The following is an 18,577-nucleotide window of genomic DNA, read 5'->3' on the forward strand; positions in this document are numbered from 1 at the left end:
CCCCTAGAATCGACGCCATGCCCCTCGCCGACCGCACCGAGCCCCCAGCGACGCCCACCGAGGCGTCCACCGCGACGCCCTCCGCCGCCGCGCTGCCCGACTACTGGTCCTTCGTCCAGGCCGCCCAGCGCCGGATCTCCGAGGAGTTCCCCGACGCCGACCTCGCGGCCAACCGGGTGTTCCTCTCGCTCAACCGGTCCTCGTCCACCGCGGTCTACGACTTCGAGTCGTCGATCCACCGCCCCGCCGGCGGGACCTGGTCGAGCTTCCGGCTGCTCCTGGCCCTCTGGGTGGCCGGTCCCCTCAACCCCCACGAGGCCGCCCGCCTCACGGGGATGAGCCGCGCGGCGGTCTCCAACCTGACGGGCACGCTGGTCGGCAAGGACCTGCTCCGGCGCGAGGCCTCCGCCGCCGACGGCCGGTCCGTGACCCTGCACCTCACCGAGGCCGGGCAGGAGAAGATCCGCACGGCGTTCCGGGCCCAGAACGACCGGGAGAGCCAGTGGGCCGAGGCCCTCACCGAGGAGGAGCAGCACACGCTCGTGACGCTGCTGGAGAAGCTCATGGAGCAGCGCGAGCGGATCGGCGCCCGCGCCCGCAAGTAGCCCCGCGGGCGGACCACCCCCGGGACCGCAGATCTGCCCCGGCGCACCGCCGAGGCCCAGGAAGCGCTCCTCCTGGCGGCCCAGCAGCGCTGACCACCCTCTCGCCGGATGACCCGCCGGGGCCCGGGTGACCACGATTTTTCCTGGTCACCCGGGCCCCGGCGGGTCATCGGGTCATTCCGGGGTCAGGCGCGTCGAGCTCCGTCCGCACTGCACGCCGGGCGCCCACGCATCCCCTTCCCGGGCACCGTCCCCGTGCCGGGCCGAACCTCGGACGGGCGGGCCCGCCGCGGTGAGCCTGACCCCATGACCACGCTGCCCGGCCGGCTCCTGACCCTTGAAGCGCTGCAGGACCTCGGCCTCTCGCCGTCCACCGTCACCCGGGCCGTCCGCCGGGGCGACCTCCTCCGGATCCGGCAGGTGGTGTACGCGACACCGTCCTGGTGGCGGGACCTGGGAGCGGAGGGACGGCTGCGGCAGATGCACGCCGCCCTGGTCCTGCGCGCCGCCACCGCCCCGGTATTCGGGCACTCCTCGGCGGCCCTGCTCCACGGCCTGGACCTGCTGCACCGACCGGCGGCACCGCACGTCGTCTCTCCTCCCGGCCGCGGTTCCCGGAACAACCGGACCTACGTCCACCACTGGGCCGAGCTGCCGCCGGAGCACGTCGTCCGGGTGGGCGGGCTGCTGGCCACGTCCGTGCCCCGCACCGTGCTGGACTGCGCGTCCACCCTGCCCCTCCGCGAGGCGGTGGTGACCGCCGACCACGCCCTCCGCCGGGGCACCGAGCGCGCGGAGCTGCTCGCCCTGCTCGAACGCCGCGCCGGCGCGCCGGGGTGCCGCCGGGCCCGGCGGGTGCTCGACCTCGCCGACGGTCGCTCCGAGTCGCCCGGCGAGACACTGACCCGGCTGGTGCTGCTTCGCGCGCGACTGCCCCGGCCGGAGCTGCAGGTGCGCATCCGGACGCCGCACGGCCTGTACCGCGGGGACTTCGGGTGGCGGGTGCAGCGACTGCTCCTGGAGTTCGACGGCGACACCAAGTACTACGACCACGGCCCCACCGACCGGGTCCTCGTGCAGGAGCGGCGGCGGGAGAAGGACCTCGCCAATGCCGGGTGGCGGATCCTGCGGACGGACTGGGCCACCGTGGTGCACCGGCCGGACGACCTGGTGGCTCTCGTGCGCAGGGAGCTCGACGCGCGTGACCTCAGGATCATCGGATGACCCGCCGGGGCCCGGGTGACCACGAAAAATCGTGGTCACCCGGGCCCCGGCGGGTCAGCGGACGGGACGCGGGTCAGTCGCGGTAGAGCAGCAGCGCCTCGCCCTGGCCGCCGCCGCCGCACAGCGAGACCGCGGCCCGGCCGGAGCCCCGGCGGGAGAGCTCGAACGCCGCGTGCAGCGCCAGCCGGGCCCCGGAGGCGCCGATCGGGTGCCCGACGGCCACGGCGCCGCCGTGGATGTTGGCCTTCTCCTCCGAGTAGTCGAGGTCGCGCAACGACTGGATCAGCACGGACGCGAACGCCTCGTTGATCTCGATGAAGTCCAGGTCCTGCACGGACCAGCCGGCCCGCTCGAGCGCGGCCTCGATCGCCCGGGACGGCTGGGAGTGCAGCGAGGTGTCGGGCCCGGCCACCTGGCCCGGGGCACCGACCACGGCCAGGTACGCGAGGCCGTGGCGCTCGGCGTACTCCCGGCTGGTCAGGACCACGGCGGCCGCGCCGTCCGAGAGCGGCGAGGAGTTGCCGGCGGTGATCGTGCCGTCCTTCGCGAACGCGGGGCGCAGCCTCGCCATGGACTCCGCGCTGGAGTCGGGGCGCACGCCCTGGTCGGTGTCGACGACCAGCGGGTCGCCCTTGCGCTGCGGGACGGACACGGGGGCGATCTCGTCGCGGAAGACGCCCTCCTCCGCGGCGCGGGCCGCGCGCTGGTGGCTCCGGGCGGCGACCTGGTCCTGCTCCTCGCGGGAGATCGAGCGCTCGCTGTTGCCGGACTCGGTGAGCGAGCCCATGGACACGCACGCGGCGACGTCGACGAGCCCGTCCTTGGCCACGGCGTCCTCGAGCTTGAGGTCGCCGTAGCTCTTGCCCTGCCGCACGCCCATCGCGAGGTGCGGGGCGTTGGTCATGGACTCCTGGCCGCCGGCCACGACGATCTCGGCCTCGCCCGCGCGGATCATCCGGGCGGCGTTGGTGATGGCCACGAGCCCGGAGAGGCAGACCTTGTTGACGGTCTCGGCGGGCACGCTCAGCGGGATGCCCGCGGTGACGGCCGCCTGGCGGGCCGGGTTCTGCCCGGCGCCGGCCTGCAGGACGTGGCCCATGAGCACGTAGTCCACCTGCTCGGGGGCGATCCCGCCGCGCTCGAGCGCGGCCCGGATGGCGTGGGCGCCCAGCTCGGCCGCGGTGAAGGACGCCAGGTGGCCCAGGATCTTGCCCTGGGGCGTGCGGGCGCCGGACAGGACGACGACGTCGGTGGCGGTGCTCATCGGTTCTCCTCAGCGCCGCCGGCGGCGGCGGTCTCGGTGGGGACGGTGTCGGGGGTGACGTCCTGCAGGTCCGTGCGGAAGGACGCCTCGGTCTTCTCGCGGATCTCGTCCTCGGTGACCCCGGGGGCGAGGCTGCGCAGCACGAGCCCGCCGTCCTCGACGTCTAACACGCACAGGTCCGTGACGATGCGGTCGACCACGCGCACCCCGGTGAGCGGGAGGTCGCACTCGGTCTTGATCTTGGCGGAGCCGTCCTTGGTGACGTGCTCGGTCAGCACGACGACGCGCGGGGTGCCGGCCACCAGGTCCATGGCGCCGCCCATCCCCTTGACCATCTTGCCGGGGATCATCCAGTTGGCGAGGTCGCCGGTGCCGGAGACCTGCATGGCGCCGAGGATCGCGATCTTGACGTGGCCGCCGCGGATCATCCCGAAGGACGTGGCGGAGTCGAAGATGGAGGCCCCGGGCAGCAGCGTGATGGTCTGCTTGCCGGCGTTGATGAGGTCCGGGTCCTCGTCGCCCTCGTAGGGGAACGGACCCATGCCGAGCACGCCGTTCTCGGACTGCAGCACCACGTCGACGCCCTCGGGCAGGTTGTTGGCCACGAGGGTGGGGATGCCGATGCCGAGGTTGACGTAGTCGCCGTCGGAGAGCTCGACGGCGGCGATCGCCGCCATCTCGTCGCGGGTCCAGCTCATGCCTGGTCTCCGTTCTGCTGGGTGGCCCGCCCGGCGAGGCGGGGGCGGACGGTGCGCTGCTCGATGTCCTTGGGCGCGCCGCTGTACTGCGCGACGTGCTGGACGTAGACGCCCGGGGTCACGATGTGGTCGGGGTGGATCTCGCCGACCGCCACGACGTGCTCGACCTCGGCGAAGGTGACCTTCCCGGCGGTGGCGACGATCGGGTTGAAGTTGCGCGCGGTGTAGCGGTAGACGAGGTTGCCGTCGGCGTCCCCGGTGTGGGCGTGGACCAGGGCGATGTCGGCGACGATGCCGCGCTCCTGCACGTAGGTCTCGCCGTCGAACTCGGCGTGCGGCTTGCCCTCGGCCACGAGGGTGCCGACCCCGGTCTTCGTGTAGAAGGCGGGGATGCCCGCGCCGCCGGCCCGGAGCCGCTCGGCGAGGGTGCCCTGGGGGTTGAACTCGACCTCGAGCTCGCCGTCCAGGTACTGCTGGGCGAACAGCTTGTTCTCGCCCACGTAGGAGGCGAGGACCTTCTTCACCTGACGGTTCTCGAGCAGGACGCCGAGGCCCTTGCCGTCCACTCCCATGTTGTTGGAGACCACCGTGAGGTCGGTGACCCCGGAGTCCCGCACCGCGTCGATGAGATCCCGGGGGATCCCGCTCAGCCCGAACCCGCCCACGGCGAGCGTCATGCCGTCCCGCAGGCTCTCCGCCAGCAGCTCGGCGGCGTTGTCTCTGACCTTGGACACCCTTGTCCCTCCCTCTCGTCCGACTGTGACCCAGCACTCAATCTAGGGAGCCTCCACATGCCGGTCAACAGATCCGGCGGGATGACGGTGCTTCTCCTCAGCATCCGGCCATTCGTCCCCCGACTGTCCATATAGTGGAGTCATGGGACAGGAGCGGACGACGGGCCGGGGGACCCAGGTGGTCCACCGGGTGGGGCAGCTGCTGCGGGCCGTCGCGGGGCGGGAACGGGGCAGCACGGTGGCGGAGCTCGCCGCCGAGACCGGGCTGACCCGCCCCACCGTGCACCGGCTGCTCACGGGACTGGCCGAGGAGGGCCTCGTGGACCGCGACGCCGGGACCGGGGCCTGGCAGCTGGGCCCCGAGCTGTACGTGCTGGGCGCGGTGGCGGCCCACCGCTATCCGATCCGGGAGCTGGCCGGGCCCTCGCTGCGCCGGCTCGCGGAGGCCACCGGCGAGAGCGCGTTCCTCTCGGCCCGCCGGGGGCTCGAGACCGTCTGCCTGGCGCGCGTGGAGGGAGCCTTCCCCATCCGCTCCCACGTCCTCTACGAGGGGCTGCGACTGCCGCTCGGCGTGGCCTCGGCGGGGCTGGCGGTCCTGGCCCACCTCCCGGACGCGGAGGTGGACCGGGTCCTCGCGGCCACGGCCGGGGCCCGCGCCGAGTGGGGCCCGCTGCACACGCCCGAGCGGATCCGGGAGCTGCTCGCGGACGTCCGGCGGGAGGGCTTCGCCGTGAACCCGGGGCTGATCGTCGAGGGCAGCTGGGGCATGGCCGCCGCGGTCTTCGACGCGACGGGCGCGCCGGTCTACGCGCTGAGCCTCACGGGCATCGAGCCCCGGTTCAGCGGCGAGCGCCGGCAGCTCCTGGGCCGGGCCCTGCTCACGGAGGCCCACCGGCTCTCCCGGGAGCTGGGTCACCGCTGAGCGGCCCGGACCGCCCGGCGGGCCGTCCGGCCGCCGGACGCGGCGCCGCAGTGCGCCGCCGCGGCTCGGGGCGGGCTCAGCGCGCCGTCCAGCCGCCGTCCATCGTGTAGGAGGCCCCGGTGACCATGGACGCGTGCGGTCCGGCCAGCCACGCGACCAGGCTGCCGACGTCCTCCGGGTCCACGAGCTTCTTGATCGGCGTCTCGCCGAGCATGATCCGCTCCACCACCTCGGACTCGGGGATCCCGTGCACCCTCGCCTGGTCGGCGATCTGCTTCTCGACGAGCGGGGTGCGCACGTAGCCGGGGTTGATGCAGTTGCTCGTCACCCCGTGCGCCGCGCCCTCCACCGCGACGGTCTTGGACAGCCCCTCCAGGCCGTGCTTCGCCGAGACGTAGGCGCTCTTGTAGGGGGACGCCCGCAGCCCGTGCACGGAGGAGACGTTGATGACGCGCCCCCAGCCCCGCTCGTACATGTGCGGCAGCGCGGCGCGCACCAGCAGGAACGGGGACTCCAGCATCAGCACCAGGATCCGGTGGAAGTCCGCGGGGTCGAACTCCTGGAGGGGGGCGACCTTCTGGATGCCGGCGTTGTTGACCAGCACGTCGACCTCGAGGCTCAGCTCGGCGAGCGCCGCGGTGTCGAGCAGGTCGACGGCCCACGCGCGGCCGCCGAGTTCGTCCGCGACGCACTGCGCCCCGGCCTCGTCGACGTCGGCCACGACCACGTGCGCGCCGGAGCCGGCGAGGGCCCGCGCGGCGGCCAGGCCGATGCCGCTCGCGCCACCGGTGACGAGCGCCGTGCGGCCCTCGAGGTCCTGCTGCTGGGGCGTCTGGGACATGGGGGTCCTTCCTCTGGTCCGTCGTGCCCGCGGGGTGAGGGGGCACGGATCACCGCCACGGTATGTGATCCAGGCCATGTTCGCGAAGGACAGCTCCTCCCGGGAGTGCGCGCCGGGTCGCGTCACACGGCGTCATGTCCGTCATCCGGGCGCCGAATGGCGCAGCGCGCACGGGTGCGCTTGGATGACAGGGTCACCATCCAGAGCGGCCGAGAGATCTGGCTCGACGACGCCGCAGCAACCCGGGCGACGGCATCCCCGTCCCGCCTCCGGTGCTACCGCCAGGACCGATGGAAAGGACGCACGACCCATGCTGCGAAGCGCCGACCGCATCCGCACGACCCACGCCGGATCCCTCCCGCGCACCCCGGCACTGCTCGAGGCCAACCGGGCGAAGGGCGCCGTCCCGGGGGCGGAGTACGACCGGCTCCTGCAGGACTCGGTGGTCGACGTGGTCCGCCGGCAGGCCGAGCTCGGGATCGACGTGGTCAACGACGGCGAGTACGGCCACGTCATGGCCGCGGAGGTCGACTACGGCGCGTGGTGGCACTACATCTTCGCCCGGATCTCGGGCCTGACCCCCGGCGACGTGGACCTGTGGGAGCAGGAGCCGCAGCGCTCCTCGCCGGGCAGGGTGGTCCTGACGAGCTTCGGGGACCGCCGGGACCGCCGGCTGTTCCACGAGGCGTACACGGACCCCGCCTCGGGCATCACCACGGGCAAGCAGGCGCCGTTCCCCAGGATCACCGGGAAGCTGGAGTACACGGGCCACGCGGCGCTGGAGGCGGACATCCGCAACCTCAAGGCCGGGCTGCAGGCCACGGGCGCGAGCGAGGGCTACCTCGCCGCGCTGTCCCCGGGCTCGTGCGCCCGGCTGGAGAACACCCACTACGCGGACGAGGACGAGGTGCTGACCGCCTGCGCCGAGGTGATGCGCGAGGAGTACCGGGCGATCACCGACGCCGGGCTGATCGTGCAGATCGACGACCCCTCCATCGCGGAGAACTGGGACCAGGTCAACCCCGAGCCCGGCGTGGAGGACTACCTCGCGTTCACCCGCAAGCGGGTCGAGGCCCTCAACTACGCCCTCGAGGGCATCCCGGAGGAGCAGGTCCGCTTCCACCTGTGCTGGGGCTCCTGGCACGGCCCGCACACCACGGACCTCGGGTTCGAGCACCTGGTGGAGCTCATGCTCTCCATCAGGGCCGGCGGCTACAGCTTCGAGGCCGCCAACGCCCGGCACGAGCACGAGTGGAAGGTCTGGCAGGACCACGAGCTGCCCGAGGGCAAGGTCATCATCCCGGGGATCGTCTCCCACGCCACGAACGTGGTGGAGCACCCGGAGCTGGTGGCCGACCGGATCGAGCGCTTCGCCCGCCAGGTGGGCCGCGAGAACGTCACCGCCTCGACCGACTGCGGCCTGGGCGGGCGGATCCACCCGCAGATCGCCGCGGCGAAGCTCGAGGCCCTCGCCCGCGGGGCCGAGCTCGCCTCCCGCCGGCTCTGGTCCTGACCGGCCCCCGACCTTCCCGCAGATCCTCAGGAGGACACGCATGACCATGCAGAACACCGACCACGTGCAGACCACCCACGTGGGCTCCCTGCCGCGCACCGCGCGGCTGCTCGAGGCCAACCGGCGGCACGCCGAGGGCGCCATCACGTTCGAGCAGCTCACCGGCGAGCTCGCCGTGGGCGTCGAGGACGTGGTGCGCCGGCAGCGCGAGATCGGCGTGGACGTCGTCAACGACGGCGAGTACGGGCACACCATGTCCAGCGCGGTCGACTACGGCGCCTGGTGGAACTACTCCTTCTCCCGCCTCGGCGGGCTCACCCCGACCGACGAGGACCGCTGGGCGTCCACGGAGAAGAGGCGATCCTCGCCCGGCCACATCGTGCTCACGAGCTTCCCGGACCGCCGGGACCGCGAGCGCTTCCGGGAGGCGTACGAGGACCCGTCGTCGGGCATCCTCACCGGGCGCTCCTCGACCACGCAGCCCAAGATCACCGGGCCGCTGACCTACACCGGCCAGGAGGCGGTGGCCTCGGACGTCCGCAACCTCAGGGCGGCCATGGCGGCCACCGGGGCGCGGACCGGATTCGTGGCCGCCCTCTCCCCCGGCTCCGCGGCGCGCGTGACCAACGAGTACTACAAGACCGACGAGGAGCTCGTCTACGCGTGCGCCGACGCGATGCGCGAGGAGTACCTGGCGATCACGGACGCCGGGCTGATCGTGCAGATCGACGACCCGTCCATCGCGGAGTCCTGGGACCAGATCAACCCCGAGCCCACGGTCGAGGACTACCTGGCGTTCACGCGGCTGCGCGTCGAGGCGCTCAACCACGCGCTGCGGGGGATCCCCGAGGAGCAGGTCCGCTTCCACCTGTGCTGGGGCTCCTGGCACGGCCCGCACACCACGGACCTCGAGCTGAAGCACCTCGTGGACCTGATGCTGACCATCAACGCCGGCGGCTACACCTTCGAGGGCGCCTCCGCCCGGCACGCCCACGAGTGGAAGGTCTGGAAGGACCACGCGCTGCCCGAGGGCCGCGTGATCATCCCGGGTGTGGTCTCCCACTCGACGAACGTGGTGGAGCACCCGGAGCTGGTGGCCGACCGGATCGAGCAGTTCGCCTCGGTCGTGGGCCGCGAGAACGTCGTCGCGTCGACCGACTGCGGTCTGGGCGGGCGCCTGCACCCGCAGATCGCCTGGGCCAAGCTCGAGTCCCTCGTCGAGGGAGCGCGCCTGGCCACGGAGCGGCTCTACCGCTGAGCCGCCGACCCCGACGTCCTCGACGTCCGCTGCCGCGCCGCCGGGCCCGGTCCTCCTGCGAGGGCCGGGCCCGGCGGTTTCCATCCCCGGTGGTCTGTGTCACATTGGTGGTACATGGTTTGATTATTCCGTACGGAGGGTGACAGGCGTCACTTCCGCCCGTAGTATCACCATGCAATACCGAACGTTCGGTCATGATGCGTTCGGTTCCGCCGCGGACGTCGCCGTCCCCGATTCCCTGGAGATCCCATGGCGCACCCATCCTCCGCCCCGGCCGGGCGGCACGAGATGTCGCGCGAGGAGCGCAAGGTCCTCGCCGGCACCCTCGTGGGCACCACCATCGAGTGGTACGACTTCTTCATCTACGCCCAGGCCGCGGCCTTCGTCCTGGCGCCGCTCTTCTTCGAGCCGATCGGTCTGACCCAGGTCGCCGCGTGGGCCTCCCTGGGCATCAGCTTCCTGTTCCGCCCGCTGGGCGCGGTGGTCGCCGGCCACCTCGGCGACAAGTACGGCCGCAAGATCGTCCTGGTCCTCACCCTGGTGGGCATGGGTGCCGCGACGATGCTGATCGGCATGCTCCCCACCTACGCGACGATCGGCATCTGGGCCCCGATCTTCCTGGTGCTCCTGCGCATCATGCAGGGCTTCTCGGCCGGCGGCGAGTGGGGCGGCGCGGCCCTGATGTCCGTCGAGCACGCCCCGCGGAACAAGCGCGGGCTCTTCGGCGCCTACCCGCAGATCGGCGTGCCGCTGGGCATGCTGCTCGCCACGTCCTTCATGTTCGCCCTCACCTCGATGATGTCCCCCGAGGACTTCCAGGCCTGGGGCTGGCGCGTCCCGTTCCTGTCCTCCGTGGTGCTGATCGTGGTCGGCTACCTGATCCGCAAGACCGTCGACGAGTCCCCGGTCTTCAAGGAGATGCAGCTGCGCAAGAAGGAGTCCTCCGCTCCCCTGGGCCAGCTGTTCAAGCACCACAAGAAGCCGGTCACCCTCGCGGCCCTGATCTTCGCCGCCAACAACGCCGCCGGCTACCTCGTGATCGCGTTCTTCGCCTCCTACGGCTCCACCGTGCTGGGCATGCCGCGCTCGCAGACCCTCATCGCCTCCCTGATCGGCGGCGTGGGCTGGCTCGTCTTCACGATGTTCGGCGGCTGGATCTCGGACAAGATCGGGCGCGTGCGCACCTTCCAGATCGGCTACGCCATCATCATCCTGTGGGCCGTGCCGATGTGGTTCCTGCTGGACACCGCGTCCCTGCCGCTGTTCGCCCTGGCGATCGTGATCCTCACCGTGGGCCTCGGCCCGTCCTACGGCCCGCAGTCGGCGCTCTACGCCGAGATGTTCCCGGCCCGCGTGCGCTACTCGGGCGTCTCGATCGGCTACGCGTTCGGCTCCATCATCGGCGGCGCGTTCGCCCCGATGATCGCGCAGCTGCTGCTCAACGAGACCGGGATGTCCTGGACGATCGGCGTCTACATCGCCGGCATCGCGATCGTCTCCTTCATCGCCGTCTCGATGGTGCCGAAGGACATCCAGGAGATCGACCTGCACGTCGAGGAGGTGCACGAGGACTACGTCGCCGCCCACCCCGAGGCCGCCGAGATCCTCGCGGCCGCCCAGGCCGCCGAGAAGCAGCGCGACTGAGCGCCGCCCCGGCCGAGGACGGAGCCGCCCGCCGGCACCCACGGGTGCGGGCGGGCGGCTCCGCTCGTGCGGGCCCCTCCGAGCACACCCCGCTCCCACTCCCGGGCTCCCACCGGAGCCCCGCCGAAAGGACCCCTCCATGACCACCGACCTCCTGCTCCCCACGGTCTCGACGGCGGTGGCCGACGTGCTCGCCGAGCGCACCGACCACCTGTTCGGCCTGATGGGCAACGGCAACGCGCACCTGATCAGCTCGCTGACCTCCCGCGGCTTCGGCTTCACCTCCGCCCGGCACGAGTCCGCCACCGTGGCCATGGCCGACGCCTACCACCGGGCCACCGGGCGGACCGGGGCCGCCACGACCACCTACGGGGCCGGGTTCACCAACACCTACACCGCCCTGGCCGAGGCGCGGCTGGCCCGGATCCCCCTGGTCCTGGTCGTCGGCGACGCCCCGACCACCGGGCGGCGGGCCTTCGACGTCGACCAGACCACCGCGGCCGCCGCCGCCGGGGTCACCACCCTGGTCGCGGCCCCGGACAACGCGACCGCGATCACCCACCGGGCCTTCGACCTCGCCGCCCAGACCGTGCAGCCGGTGGTGCTGGCCCTCCCCTACGACCACGCCACCGCCCCCCTCGCCGAGCAGACGGTCCTGGACCCGCTGCCGGTCAAGCCCACCTTCACCGCCTCCACCGAGGACCTCGACCGCATCGCCGGGCTGCTGCGCGCGGGGACCAGGCCCCTGATCCTCGCCGGGCGCGGAGTGCTCCTGGCCGGGGCCACCACCCCGCTCACCGAGATCGGGGACCGGCTCGGGGCGCTGTTCATGACCTCCGCCATGGCCACCGGGGTCTTCGACTCCCCGTGGGACCTGGGCATCGCCGGGGGCTTCACCCGCGCCCACCGTCTGGAGCTGGCCCGGCAGGCCGACGTGGTGCTGGTCGCCGGGGCATCGCTGAACGCCTTCCAGCTGCGCTACGGCACGCTCTTCGCCGAGGGCACCCGGGTGATCCGCATCGACAACGAGCCCGTGGACCGCACGCCCCCGGTCACCGACTACGTGCGCGCGGACCTGGGACCGTTCCTCCAGGGACTCACCGGCCGGATCTCCGCCGCCGCCCCGGAGAGCACCTGGCGGGCGGCCGCCCCCGAGGTCGCCACCGCCGCCTTCCGCGGCTCCGCCCCGGTCGAGGACCCGGCCGAGTTCGGCCCGGACGGCCGGCTCAACCCCCGGGCCGTCGTCGCCGCCCTCGAGCACATCCTCCCCGCCGAGCGCTCCGTGGTGATGGACGGCGGCCACTTCATCGGCTGGGCCCCGATGTACCTGACCGTGCCCGACCCGCAGGCCATGGTCCTGGTCGGCACCGCCTTCCAGTCCATCGGCCTCGGCTTCGGCTCCGCCGCCGGGGTCTCGGTGGCCCGCCCCGACCGCACCACCGTGTTCGTCACCGGCGACGGCGGCGGGCTGATGGGCCTGGCCGACCTCGAGACGTTCCTGCGCGCCACGAAGCGCGGGGTGATCGTGGTGCTCAACGACTCCGCCTACGGCGCCGAGCTGCACCAGTACGCCTCCAAGGGCCTGGACCCCACCGCGATGCTCATCGACGAGGTCGACTTCGCCGCCGTGGGCCGGGCGATGGGCGCGGCCGGCACCAAGGCGCACACCCTGGCCGACCTCACCGCGCTCACCGAGTGGCTGGCCAGCCACGACGAGGGCGTCTTCGTCCTGGACGTGGCCATCTCCCAGCAGGTCGTCGCCGAGTTCATGTCCGCCTCCCTCACCGCCGGCCGCCGGCTCTGACCCACCGGCCCCGGCGGACCCTCGCGGATCAGCCGGGCGAACCGGCCCCCCGGTCCGCCTCCACCGCCCGGACGAAGTCCGCGCACCGGCGCGGCCACTCGGCCAGCTCGGCGGGCGTGCCGGCCACGTGCAGAGCGTCGCCGGGCAGGGCCGCGCGCAGCGCCTCGGCCGTGGAGAGCGGGTGGGTGGCGTCCTCGGACCAGGCCAGCACGAGGGTCGGCACGCCGATCCGCGACAGCTCCTCGACCGGCGGGAGGTCGGTGCCGGCCGCGCCGCGCAGCACGGCGGGCAGCAGGCCGGGGTCGATGCGCGGCGGGTGCACCGGCCGGTCCGCCACGGCGGGCGGCCGGGTCGCGGCCCGGCCGGCCCGGAGGTAGGCCTCGAGGCCGTGGCGCTCCACCAGGTCCGCGCCCTGCCGGTACGTCCCCGCCTGGCCGCGGCGCGAGGCCCAGGCCGTCGAGGGCACGCAGAGCGTCAGCGAGCGGAACCGCCCGGGCTCGGCGAGGGCGGCGTGCAGCAGCGTGGCCGCCCCCATGGACGGGCCGATCCCGTGCACCGGCTCACCGGGCGCCACGGCGTCCAGCAGGCGCAGCAGGTCCTCGGCCAGCCGGGGCCAGGTCCAGTCCGCGGCCACGGGCTCCGCGGCGGAGCCGCCGTGGCCCCGGGCGTCGTAGCGCACCGTCCGGTGCCCGCTCAGCCCGGCCGCCAGGTCCAGACCGCCCGCGGTGTTGGCGGCCCGGTCGGACAGCAGCCCGTGCAGCTGGACGACCGGCGGGCCGGAGCCGGTCACGTCGTAGGTCAGGCGGCAGCGGGGGAGCTCGAGCGTCGGCATGCCGCCACGGTACGCGTAGATTGTGACCACCCGTGGACCGGACGCGTCCTCGGCGGCCGGACCGTCCCGGCCCGACCAGGAGGTGCGCATGCGGCTGACCAGCATCACGCACGCCCGGCTGCCCGAGGGCCGCCTGTCCAGCTGCACCGTCCCCGCCGAGGGCGCCGGCCGGCCGCTGCCGGTGTCCTTCGACCAGGGCATGCACGTCGGAGCCGGTCCCCGCCCGGGGTCCTGGATGGCCGTGGCCGTGGAGCTCCCCGCGCCGGTGGACGCCGCGCACCTGGGCGAGGCCTGGGCGGGTGTCGTGCGGCGGCACCACACGCTGCGCACCGTCTTCTCCGCCGACGACGACGGCCGCGTCCGGCTGCACGAGATCGCCGACGCCGTGCGCCCCGTGTGGACCCGGCACGAGGTCGGCGCCGGCGGGACGCGGGCGGCCCTGCAGGCGGTGGCCGACGCCGCCTGCTCCCCGCTGGCCCGGCCCTCACACCGGCTGTGCCTGATCGAGCCCGCGGCCGGGCCCGCCGTCGTCGTGCTCGCCGCCGACCACGCGCACGTGGACGCCTGGTCCCTGCCCCTGCTCGCCCGGGACCTGCTCGACGGGCTGGACGATCTCCGCGCCGGCCGCCCGGCCGGCGCGGGCCGGGCGCCCGCGGCATCCTTCGCCGAGCACACGCGGGAGCTCGCCGCGCGCCCCCCGGCACCGCCGCACGTGGTGCGGCGCTGGGCGCGGATCCTCGCGGACGGCGACGGCGCCCTGCCCGTCTTCCCCCTGCCGCTGGGCGAGCCCGGCGCCCCGGCGCCCGAGACGGTGACCACGCACGACGTCCTCGACGCCGAGGGCCTGGCCCGCCTGGAGGCGCGCGCCGACGCGCTGCACGTCCGGCTGCTGGTCCTGGTGGTCTCGGTGCTGACCCGGGCGACCGCCGAGCTGGCCGGCCGGCCCCTGCGCGCGGTCCTGCCCGTGCACAGCCGCACCGAGCCGCACTGGCGCGACGCCGTGGGCTGGTTCATCACCAACTCGGTGCTCGAGTGCTCGGACCCCGATCCGCAGGCCTGCCGCGCCGCCGTGCGCGAGACGCTGGAGCTGGGCTCGCACGCCCTGGAGCCGATCCTGCGACCCCACGGCGGCATGCCCGTCCCGCCGGGGATGTTCATGCTGTCCTACCTCGACTACCGGCGGCTGCCCGCCACCCTGGCGCCGGAGCTGCGGGCGCAGCACATCTCCGCGTCGGCGCCGACCACCGGGGTGCAGGTGTGGTTCGTGGTGGGCGAGGGCGGCCTGCACCTGCGGGCGCGCTACCCGGGCACCGGGCAGGCCCGCTCGTCGGTGGAGGCGTGGCTGGGCGCCGTCGGCGCGGGGCTGCGCGCGCAGGCGCGCCCGGAACCGGACCGCGGATAGCCGCGGGCCCGGCACCCCCGAGGGCCCGGTCCGGGCGCCCGTGCGCCCTGCCCCCGCCCCGGTCCGCCGACTATCCTGGTGGCAGCGGGCAGAAGGGGTCAGATGGACGACCGGACGATCGCCAGGACGCAGGCCAGGTTGATCCGCACCGCGCTGACGAGCACCGGGCTGGGTGCGCGCGACCTGTGGCTGCGGTACGTCCACCTGGGCGGAGAGGTCGGGGAGCTGGAGCTCGACGCCTACCTGCACCACGCCCTGTACCTGCCGCCCCGGCACCGGGACGGCCTGGCGCGGGCCGCCAACCAGCTGGTGCCCGGCCACCGGGTCCCGTGCAGCCGGGACCTGCGCCCGGAGGAGTACCCGCCCGAGGCCTGAGCGCCCGGCCGGGGCCCGGCGGGCCTACACCGCGCGCTCGGGCAGGGGCGCCGCCTCGTCCTGGTTCTTCTGCCACGGCCACCGCCCGCTGATCTCGAGCTCGAGGGACCAGCTGAGGAAGGTCCGCACGACCACGATGAGCGCCAGCACCCCCACCGACTCGAACGTGGGGGTGATGGCGACGGTCTTGATGATGTCCGCGGCCACGAGCAGCTCCAGGCCCAGCAGGATCGAGCGGCCGAGCCGCTGCCGGTAGCTCTCGTAGGTGTCGCGCTCCCCGCTCCCGCGGCCCAGCAGGTCCCGCCCGGCCAGGAGGGTCGCCACCACCGTCCCGACGACGATGGCGACCACGCCGGCGACGTCGATGGCCTCCCCGACCAGCTCCATGGACTCCTGGAACGACATCCTGCACCTCCGGTGACCCCGGCGGGACGCGCCGGCTCGAGTCTGCGATGAGGACGCCAGGATCTCACGGGTCCGCCGTCAGCCGGCGGCGGCGACCTCCTGGGGCGCGGTCTCCGGCACGGAGCCCCGCCGCCTGGGGGGACCGGGCGGCCGCTCGCGCTCCGCGAGGACCCGGGCCGCCTCCGAACCGGGGGCGGCGACGGTGTTCTGCAGGGCCCGGCTCAGCGCCCGGGGGTCCGTGCCGTCCACCACGGCCGCGATGTGCGAGTCGGGGCGGATCACCCACACGTCGGTCGGCTCCGGCTTCAGCGCCTCGGCGAGCTTGCCGGTGGTGTCGATGTCCGCGATGGCGTGCAGGCGCAGCGGGGACCCGATGGCGGCGAGCGCGGCCCCGCGCACGAGCTCCTGGTCGACCGCCGGGCCGGTGAGGAGCAGGATCCCGAAGCGGGCGAGCTCGCGGACGCGGTCGGCGGCGATGCCCGGGACGGCGACCGGGACGTCCGGCAGCAGCACGCCGGGGACGGGGTCGGGGACCTCCCCCTTGGGCGGGCGCCCGGGGAAGGTCCGGGTCGGGTGCGGCGTGGTGAGCGGGGAGTCGACGTACCAGAAGGGCTCGGCCAGGCGCCCGGAGTCCACGTAGGTGGACGCGGCCGGGTCGCCGATCGCCCGCTCGAGCTTGGCGAGCCGCTCGGCCAGCTGCTCCTCGGTGCGGGGCACCAGGAAGTCCATGGTGGCCTCGGTGACCTCGAGGTTCTCGACGGCGGCGGCGCGGCGCTCGACGTCGTAGGACTCCAGCAGCGCCGGATCGGCGTTGCCGCGCAGCACCGAGGTCAGCTTCCAGGCGGCGTTCTCGGCGTCGCCCACACCCGAGTTGAGCCCGCGGGCGCCGAACGGGGAGACGATGTGGGCGCAGTCCCCGGCCAGCAGCACCCGGCCCACCCGCATCCGGGAGGCCAGCCGGGCGTGGAAGCGGTAGACGGACTTCCAGACGATCTCGTAGTCCGTGTCCCCGATGATCTGGCGGATCCTCGCGTCGAGGGCCCCGGAGGCCTCCTCGGCGGCGAGGTCGTAGTCGCCGGGCACCTGCCAGTCGATCCGGAAGGTCGAGTCCGGGCACGGGTGGATGAGCACCTGCCGGCCGGGGTTCCACTCGGGGTCGAAGTAGAAGCGGCGCTCGGTGGCCCAGCCGGGGATGTCGGCCCGGATGTCGCAGATCAGGAACTTGTCCTCGAACGAGCGGCCGTCGAAGCTCACCCCGAGCTGGTCGCGCAGCGACCGCGCCTTCGAGCCGAGCGCGGCGATCGCGTAGTCGGCCACGATCTCGGCCCGGCCCCCGTCGAGGCAGGAGCACACCACGGTCACGGAGCGCTCGTCCTGGGTGATCGAGACGATCTCGTGGCCCCAGACCTCCTCGATCAGCGGCTCGGCGGCGATCCTGGCCGCGAGCAGCTCCTCGGTGCGGGTCTGCGAGATGTTCACGAACGGCGGGAACGGGGACTGCCCCCTGTCCCGGAAGGGCTGGGCGAACAGCTCCTTCTCCCGGTAGAAGGTGCGCGCGGTGTCCCACGTGACGCCCTCGGCGGCCACCTGCCGGCCCACGCCCACGGCCTCCCAGACCTCCAGGACGTCGCGCTGCTGGCAGATCGCCTTGGACCCGATGGGGTCCCGCTCGGCGCGGGCGTCCAGGATCGTGACGGGGATGCCCCACCGCGCCAGCAGCAGCGCCGCGGTCTGGCCCACGGGCCCGTTGCCGAGCACCAGCACCTTGCCGGAGTCGAATCGTCTCACTGTCGCCCTCCTCGTTCTCGTGTCGCTGCTCGTGCGGCCCGGGTCAGCCGTTCTGGAGCTGGTCCCAGACTTCGCGGTCGCGCTCGGCGGTCCAGATGACGGGCCGCTCGATGCCCGAGAGCTCGTCCCACAGCCGGGAGACGTCGAAGGGCAGGCAGTGCTCGAAGATCGGCCAGTGGCCGAAGTCGTCGTAGAGGGCGGTGTGCACGGCCTCGAAGGCGTCCTTCAGGGTGCCGCCGCCGCGCTGGACGGCCCCGACCTCCTCGATCATGACGTCCAGGAAGCGGCGGGTCTGCTCGATCGCCGCGTCCACGGCCTCCCGGCCCTTCGAGACCGCCCCGCGCCCGCCCACGAGCTGCTCGGCGCCGAGCGCCTTGACGGCGTCGAGGGTGTGGCTCGCCCAGTCGCGGTGGAAGGCGTCCCCGGTGTAGAGGGCGGCCTCGGCCTCGACCAGGTCCCCGGCGAAGAGGATCTTCTGCTGGGGCAGCCAGGCGACGATGTCGCCCTCGGTGTGGCCGCGGCCGAAGTGCTGGAGCACGAGGTCCCCGCGGTCCCCGCCGAGGTCGATGGTCAGCTTGTCCCGGAAGGTCACCGTGGGCCAGGTCAGGCCCGGGACGGTGTCCGCGCCCTTGGCCAGGCGCGGCATGCGGCCGAACTCGGAGGCCCAGTCCTCCTTGCCGCGCTCCACGATGAGGTCGTAGGTGTTCTCGTGGGCGACGATCGTCTCGGCGTGGAAGGCCGAGGCGCCGAGCACGCGCACCGCGTGGTAGTGGGAGAGCACCAGGTAGCGGATCGGCTTGTCGGTGTGCTTCCGCAGCTCCGCCAGCCACTCGGCGGCCACCACGGGGGTGGCCAGGGCCTCGAAGCAGACCAGGAAGTCCTCCCCCTCGATCGCCCCGATGTTGGGGTCTCCCTCGGCCGTGAGGGCGTAGACGCCCTCGGCCAGGATCTCGAGGGTCTTCTGCTTCTCGCCGAGGTCGGCCGAGGACGCGAACGACTTGGTGGTGCCCATGTGCCGTCTCCTTCGTGGGGCCGCACAGGCCCCGGGATAGTCAAATGCTGTATCAGTTCCACGGTAGCCCCCGGACCCCGATTTGTGAAGCAGGCCACAGACGATTGCACTCGCGGCTCTGTTGACCCCGCGGGCGCACGCGTGGGAAGGTTTGATGAACGATCGGTCAGTAAAGTCGGGCGACGATGCCCGGATGCCGGCCGCACCCCGTCGCGACAGGAGCCCACTCATGCCCTCAACCCCTCAGGCCCTCCTC

17 protein-coding genes and 1 riboswitch are annotated in these 18,577 nt (G+C 73.5%); of the genes, 9 read left to right on the plus strand and 8 right to left on the minus strand.

Annotated features, from left to right (window positions below; all coding sequences use genetic code 11):
- Positions 1–17 precede the first annotated feature (17 nt).
- The gene (locus AC6CH6_RS15335) at positions 18–605 is read left to right on the plus strand and encodes a MarR family transcriptional regulator (protein WP_419966497.1); all 588 of its coding nucleotides are present in this window, start codon (positions 18–20) and stop codon (positions 603–605) included.
- A gap of 306 nt (positions 606–911) precedes the next feature.
- Positions 912–1,829: a type IV toxin-antitoxin system AbiEi family antitoxin domain-containing protein gene (locus tag AC6CH6_RS15340; protein WP_498255766.1), complete on the plus strand. Its 918-nt coding sequence runs from the start codon at positions 912–914 to the stop codon at positions 1,827–1,829.
- Between the two features lie 73 nt (positions 1,830–1,902).
- On the opposite strand, the gene AC6CH6_RS15345 is transcribed toward AC6CH6_RS15340, so the two are convergent.
- The 3 genes from AC6CH6_RS15345 to AC6CH6_RS15355 are packed head-to-tail and all read right to left on the minus strand — an operon-like array spanning position 1,903 to position 4,525.
- Positions 1,903–3,093, minus strand: coding sequence for an acetyl-CoA C-acetyltransferase (locus tag AC6CH6_RS15345; RefSeq protein ID WP_498255767.1), 1,191 nt, complete (start codon positions 3,091–3,093; stop codon positions 1,903–1,905).
- A complete protein-coding gene (locus AC6CH6_RS15350; protein ID WP_498255768.1) occupies positions 3,090–3,791 on the minus strand; it encodes a CoA transferase subunit B in 702 nt (233 codons plus the stop codon). The genes AC6CH6_RS15345 and AC6CH6_RS15350 overlap by 4 nt, the downstream gene beginning before the upstream one ends.
- Positions 3,788–4,525, minus strand: a complete 738-nt coding sequence (locus AC6CH6_RS15355) for a CoA transferase subunit A (RefSeq protein ID WP_498255769.1) — start codon at positions 4,523–4,525, stop codon at positions 3,788–3,790. Before AC6CH6_RS15355 ends, AC6CH6_RS15350 begins: the two co-directional genes overlap by 4 nt.
- A gap of 142 nt (positions 4,526–4,667) precedes the next feature.
- On the opposite strand from AC6CH6_RS15355, the gene AC6CH6_RS15360 reads away from it, so the two are divergent.
- Positions 4,668–5,447, plus strand: coding sequence for an IclR family transcriptional regulator (locus AC6CH6_RS15360; RefSeq protein WP_498255770.1), 780 nt, complete (start codon positions 4,668–4,670; stop codon positions 5,445–5,447).
- A 76-nt stretch (positions 5,448–5,523) separates the two neighbouring features.
- On the opposite strand, the gene AC6CH6_RS15365 is transcribed toward AC6CH6_RS15360, so the two are convergent.
- Complete coding sequence (locus tag AC6CH6_RS15365) at positions 5,524–6,288, minus strand: 3-hydroxybutyrate dehydrogenase (protein WP_498255771.1); 765 nt, start codon at positions 6,286–6,288, stop codon at positions 5,524–5,526.
- Between the two features lie 193 nt (positions 6,289–6,481).
- Positions 6,482–6,585, plus strand: a riboswitch (SAM riboswitch).
- A gap of 13 nt (positions 6,586–6,598) precedes the next feature.
- Between AC6CH6_RS15365 and AC6CH6_RS15370 the strand changes: the two genes are divergently transcribed.
- The 4 genes from AC6CH6_RS15370 to AC6CH6_RS15385 all read left to right on the plus strand — a co-directional run bounded on the left by AC6CH6_RS15370 (position 6,599) and on the right by AC6CH6_RS15385 (position 12,507).
- A complete protein-coding gene (locus AC6CH6_RS15370; RefSeq protein ID WP_498255772.1) occupies positions 6,599–7,801 on the plus strand; it encodes a cobalamin-independent methionine synthase II family protein in 1,203 nt (400 codons plus the stop codon).
- Between the two features lie 40 nt (positions 7,802–7,841).
- Positions 7,842–9,059, plus strand: a complete 1,218-nt coding sequence (locus AC6CH6_RS15375; RefSeq protein WP_498255773.1) for a cobalamin-independent methionine synthase II family protein — start codon at positions 7,842–7,844, stop codon at positions 9,057–9,059.
- 249 nt (positions 9,060–9,308) lie between these two features.
- Positions 9,309–10,703: an MFS transporter gene (locus AC6CH6_RS15380; RefSeq protein ID WP_498255774.1), complete on the plus strand. Its 1,395-nt coding sequence runs from the start codon at positions 9,309–9,311 to the stop codon at positions 10,701–10,703.
- Between the two features lie 139 nt (positions 10,704–10,842).
- On the plus strand, positions 10,843–12,507 hold the full coding sequence (locus tag AC6CH6_RS15385; RefSeq protein ID WP_498255775.1) for a thiamine pyrophosphate-binding protein: 1,665 nt from the start codon (positions 10,843–10,845) through the stop codon (positions 12,505–12,507).
- Between the two features lie 28 nt (positions 12,508–12,535).
- Here AC6CH6_RS15385 and AC6CH6_RS15390 read toward each other — a convergent pair whose 3' ends face one another.
- The gene (locus AC6CH6_RS15390) at positions 12,536–13,429 is read right to left on the minus strand and encodes an alpha/beta fold hydrolase (protein ID WP_498255776.1); all 894 of its coding nucleotides are present in this window, start codon (positions 13,427–13,429) and stop codon (positions 12,536–12,538) included.
- Here AC6CH6_RS15390 and AC6CH6_RS15395 point away from each other — a divergent pair.
- Positions 13,428–14,741: a condensation domain-containing protein gene (locus AC6CH6_RS15395; protein ID WP_498255777.1), complete on the plus strand. Its 1,314-nt coding sequence runs from the start codon at positions 13,428–13,430 to the stop codon at positions 14,739–14,741. The two genes, AC6CH6_RS15390 and AC6CH6_RS15395, sit on opposite strands and share 2 nt — an antisense overlap.
- Before the next feature lie 102 nt (positions 14,742–14,843).
- A complete protein-coding gene (locus AC6CH6_RS15400) occupies positions 14,844–15,116 on the plus strand; it encodes a hypothetical protein (RefSeq protein ID WP_133408992.1) in 273 nt (90 codons plus the stop codon).
- A gap of 24 nt (positions 15,117–15,140) precedes the next feature.
- Here AC6CH6_RS15400 and AC6CH6_RS15405 read toward each other — a convergent pair whose 3' ends face one another.
- From AC6CH6_RS15405 to AC6CH6_RS15415, 3 genes are all read right to left on the minus strand, one after another.
- A complete protein-coding gene (locus tag AC6CH6_RS15405) occupies positions 15,141–15,521 on the minus strand; it encodes a DUF1622 domain-containing protein (RefSeq protein WP_133408991.1) in 381 nt (126 codons plus the stop codon).
- A gap of 78 nt (positions 15,522–15,599) precedes the next feature.
- Positions 15,600–17,309: an FAD-dependent monooxygenase gene (locus AC6CH6_RS15410; RefSeq protein ID WP_498255778.1), complete on the minus strand. Its 1,710-nt coding sequence runs from the start codon at positions 17,307–17,309 to the stop codon at positions 15,600–15,602.
- A gap of 43 nt (positions 17,310–17,352) precedes the next feature.
- Positions 17,353–18,321: an MBL fold metallo-hydrolase gene (locus tag AC6CH6_RS15415; protein ID WP_498255779.1), complete on the minus strand. Its 969-nt coding sequence runs from the start codon at positions 18,319–18,321 to the stop codon at positions 17,353–17,355.
- Between the last annotated feature and the right edge of the window lie 256 nt (positions 18,322–18,577).

This window comes from Kocuria sp. GQ42 (assembly GCF_059758435.1).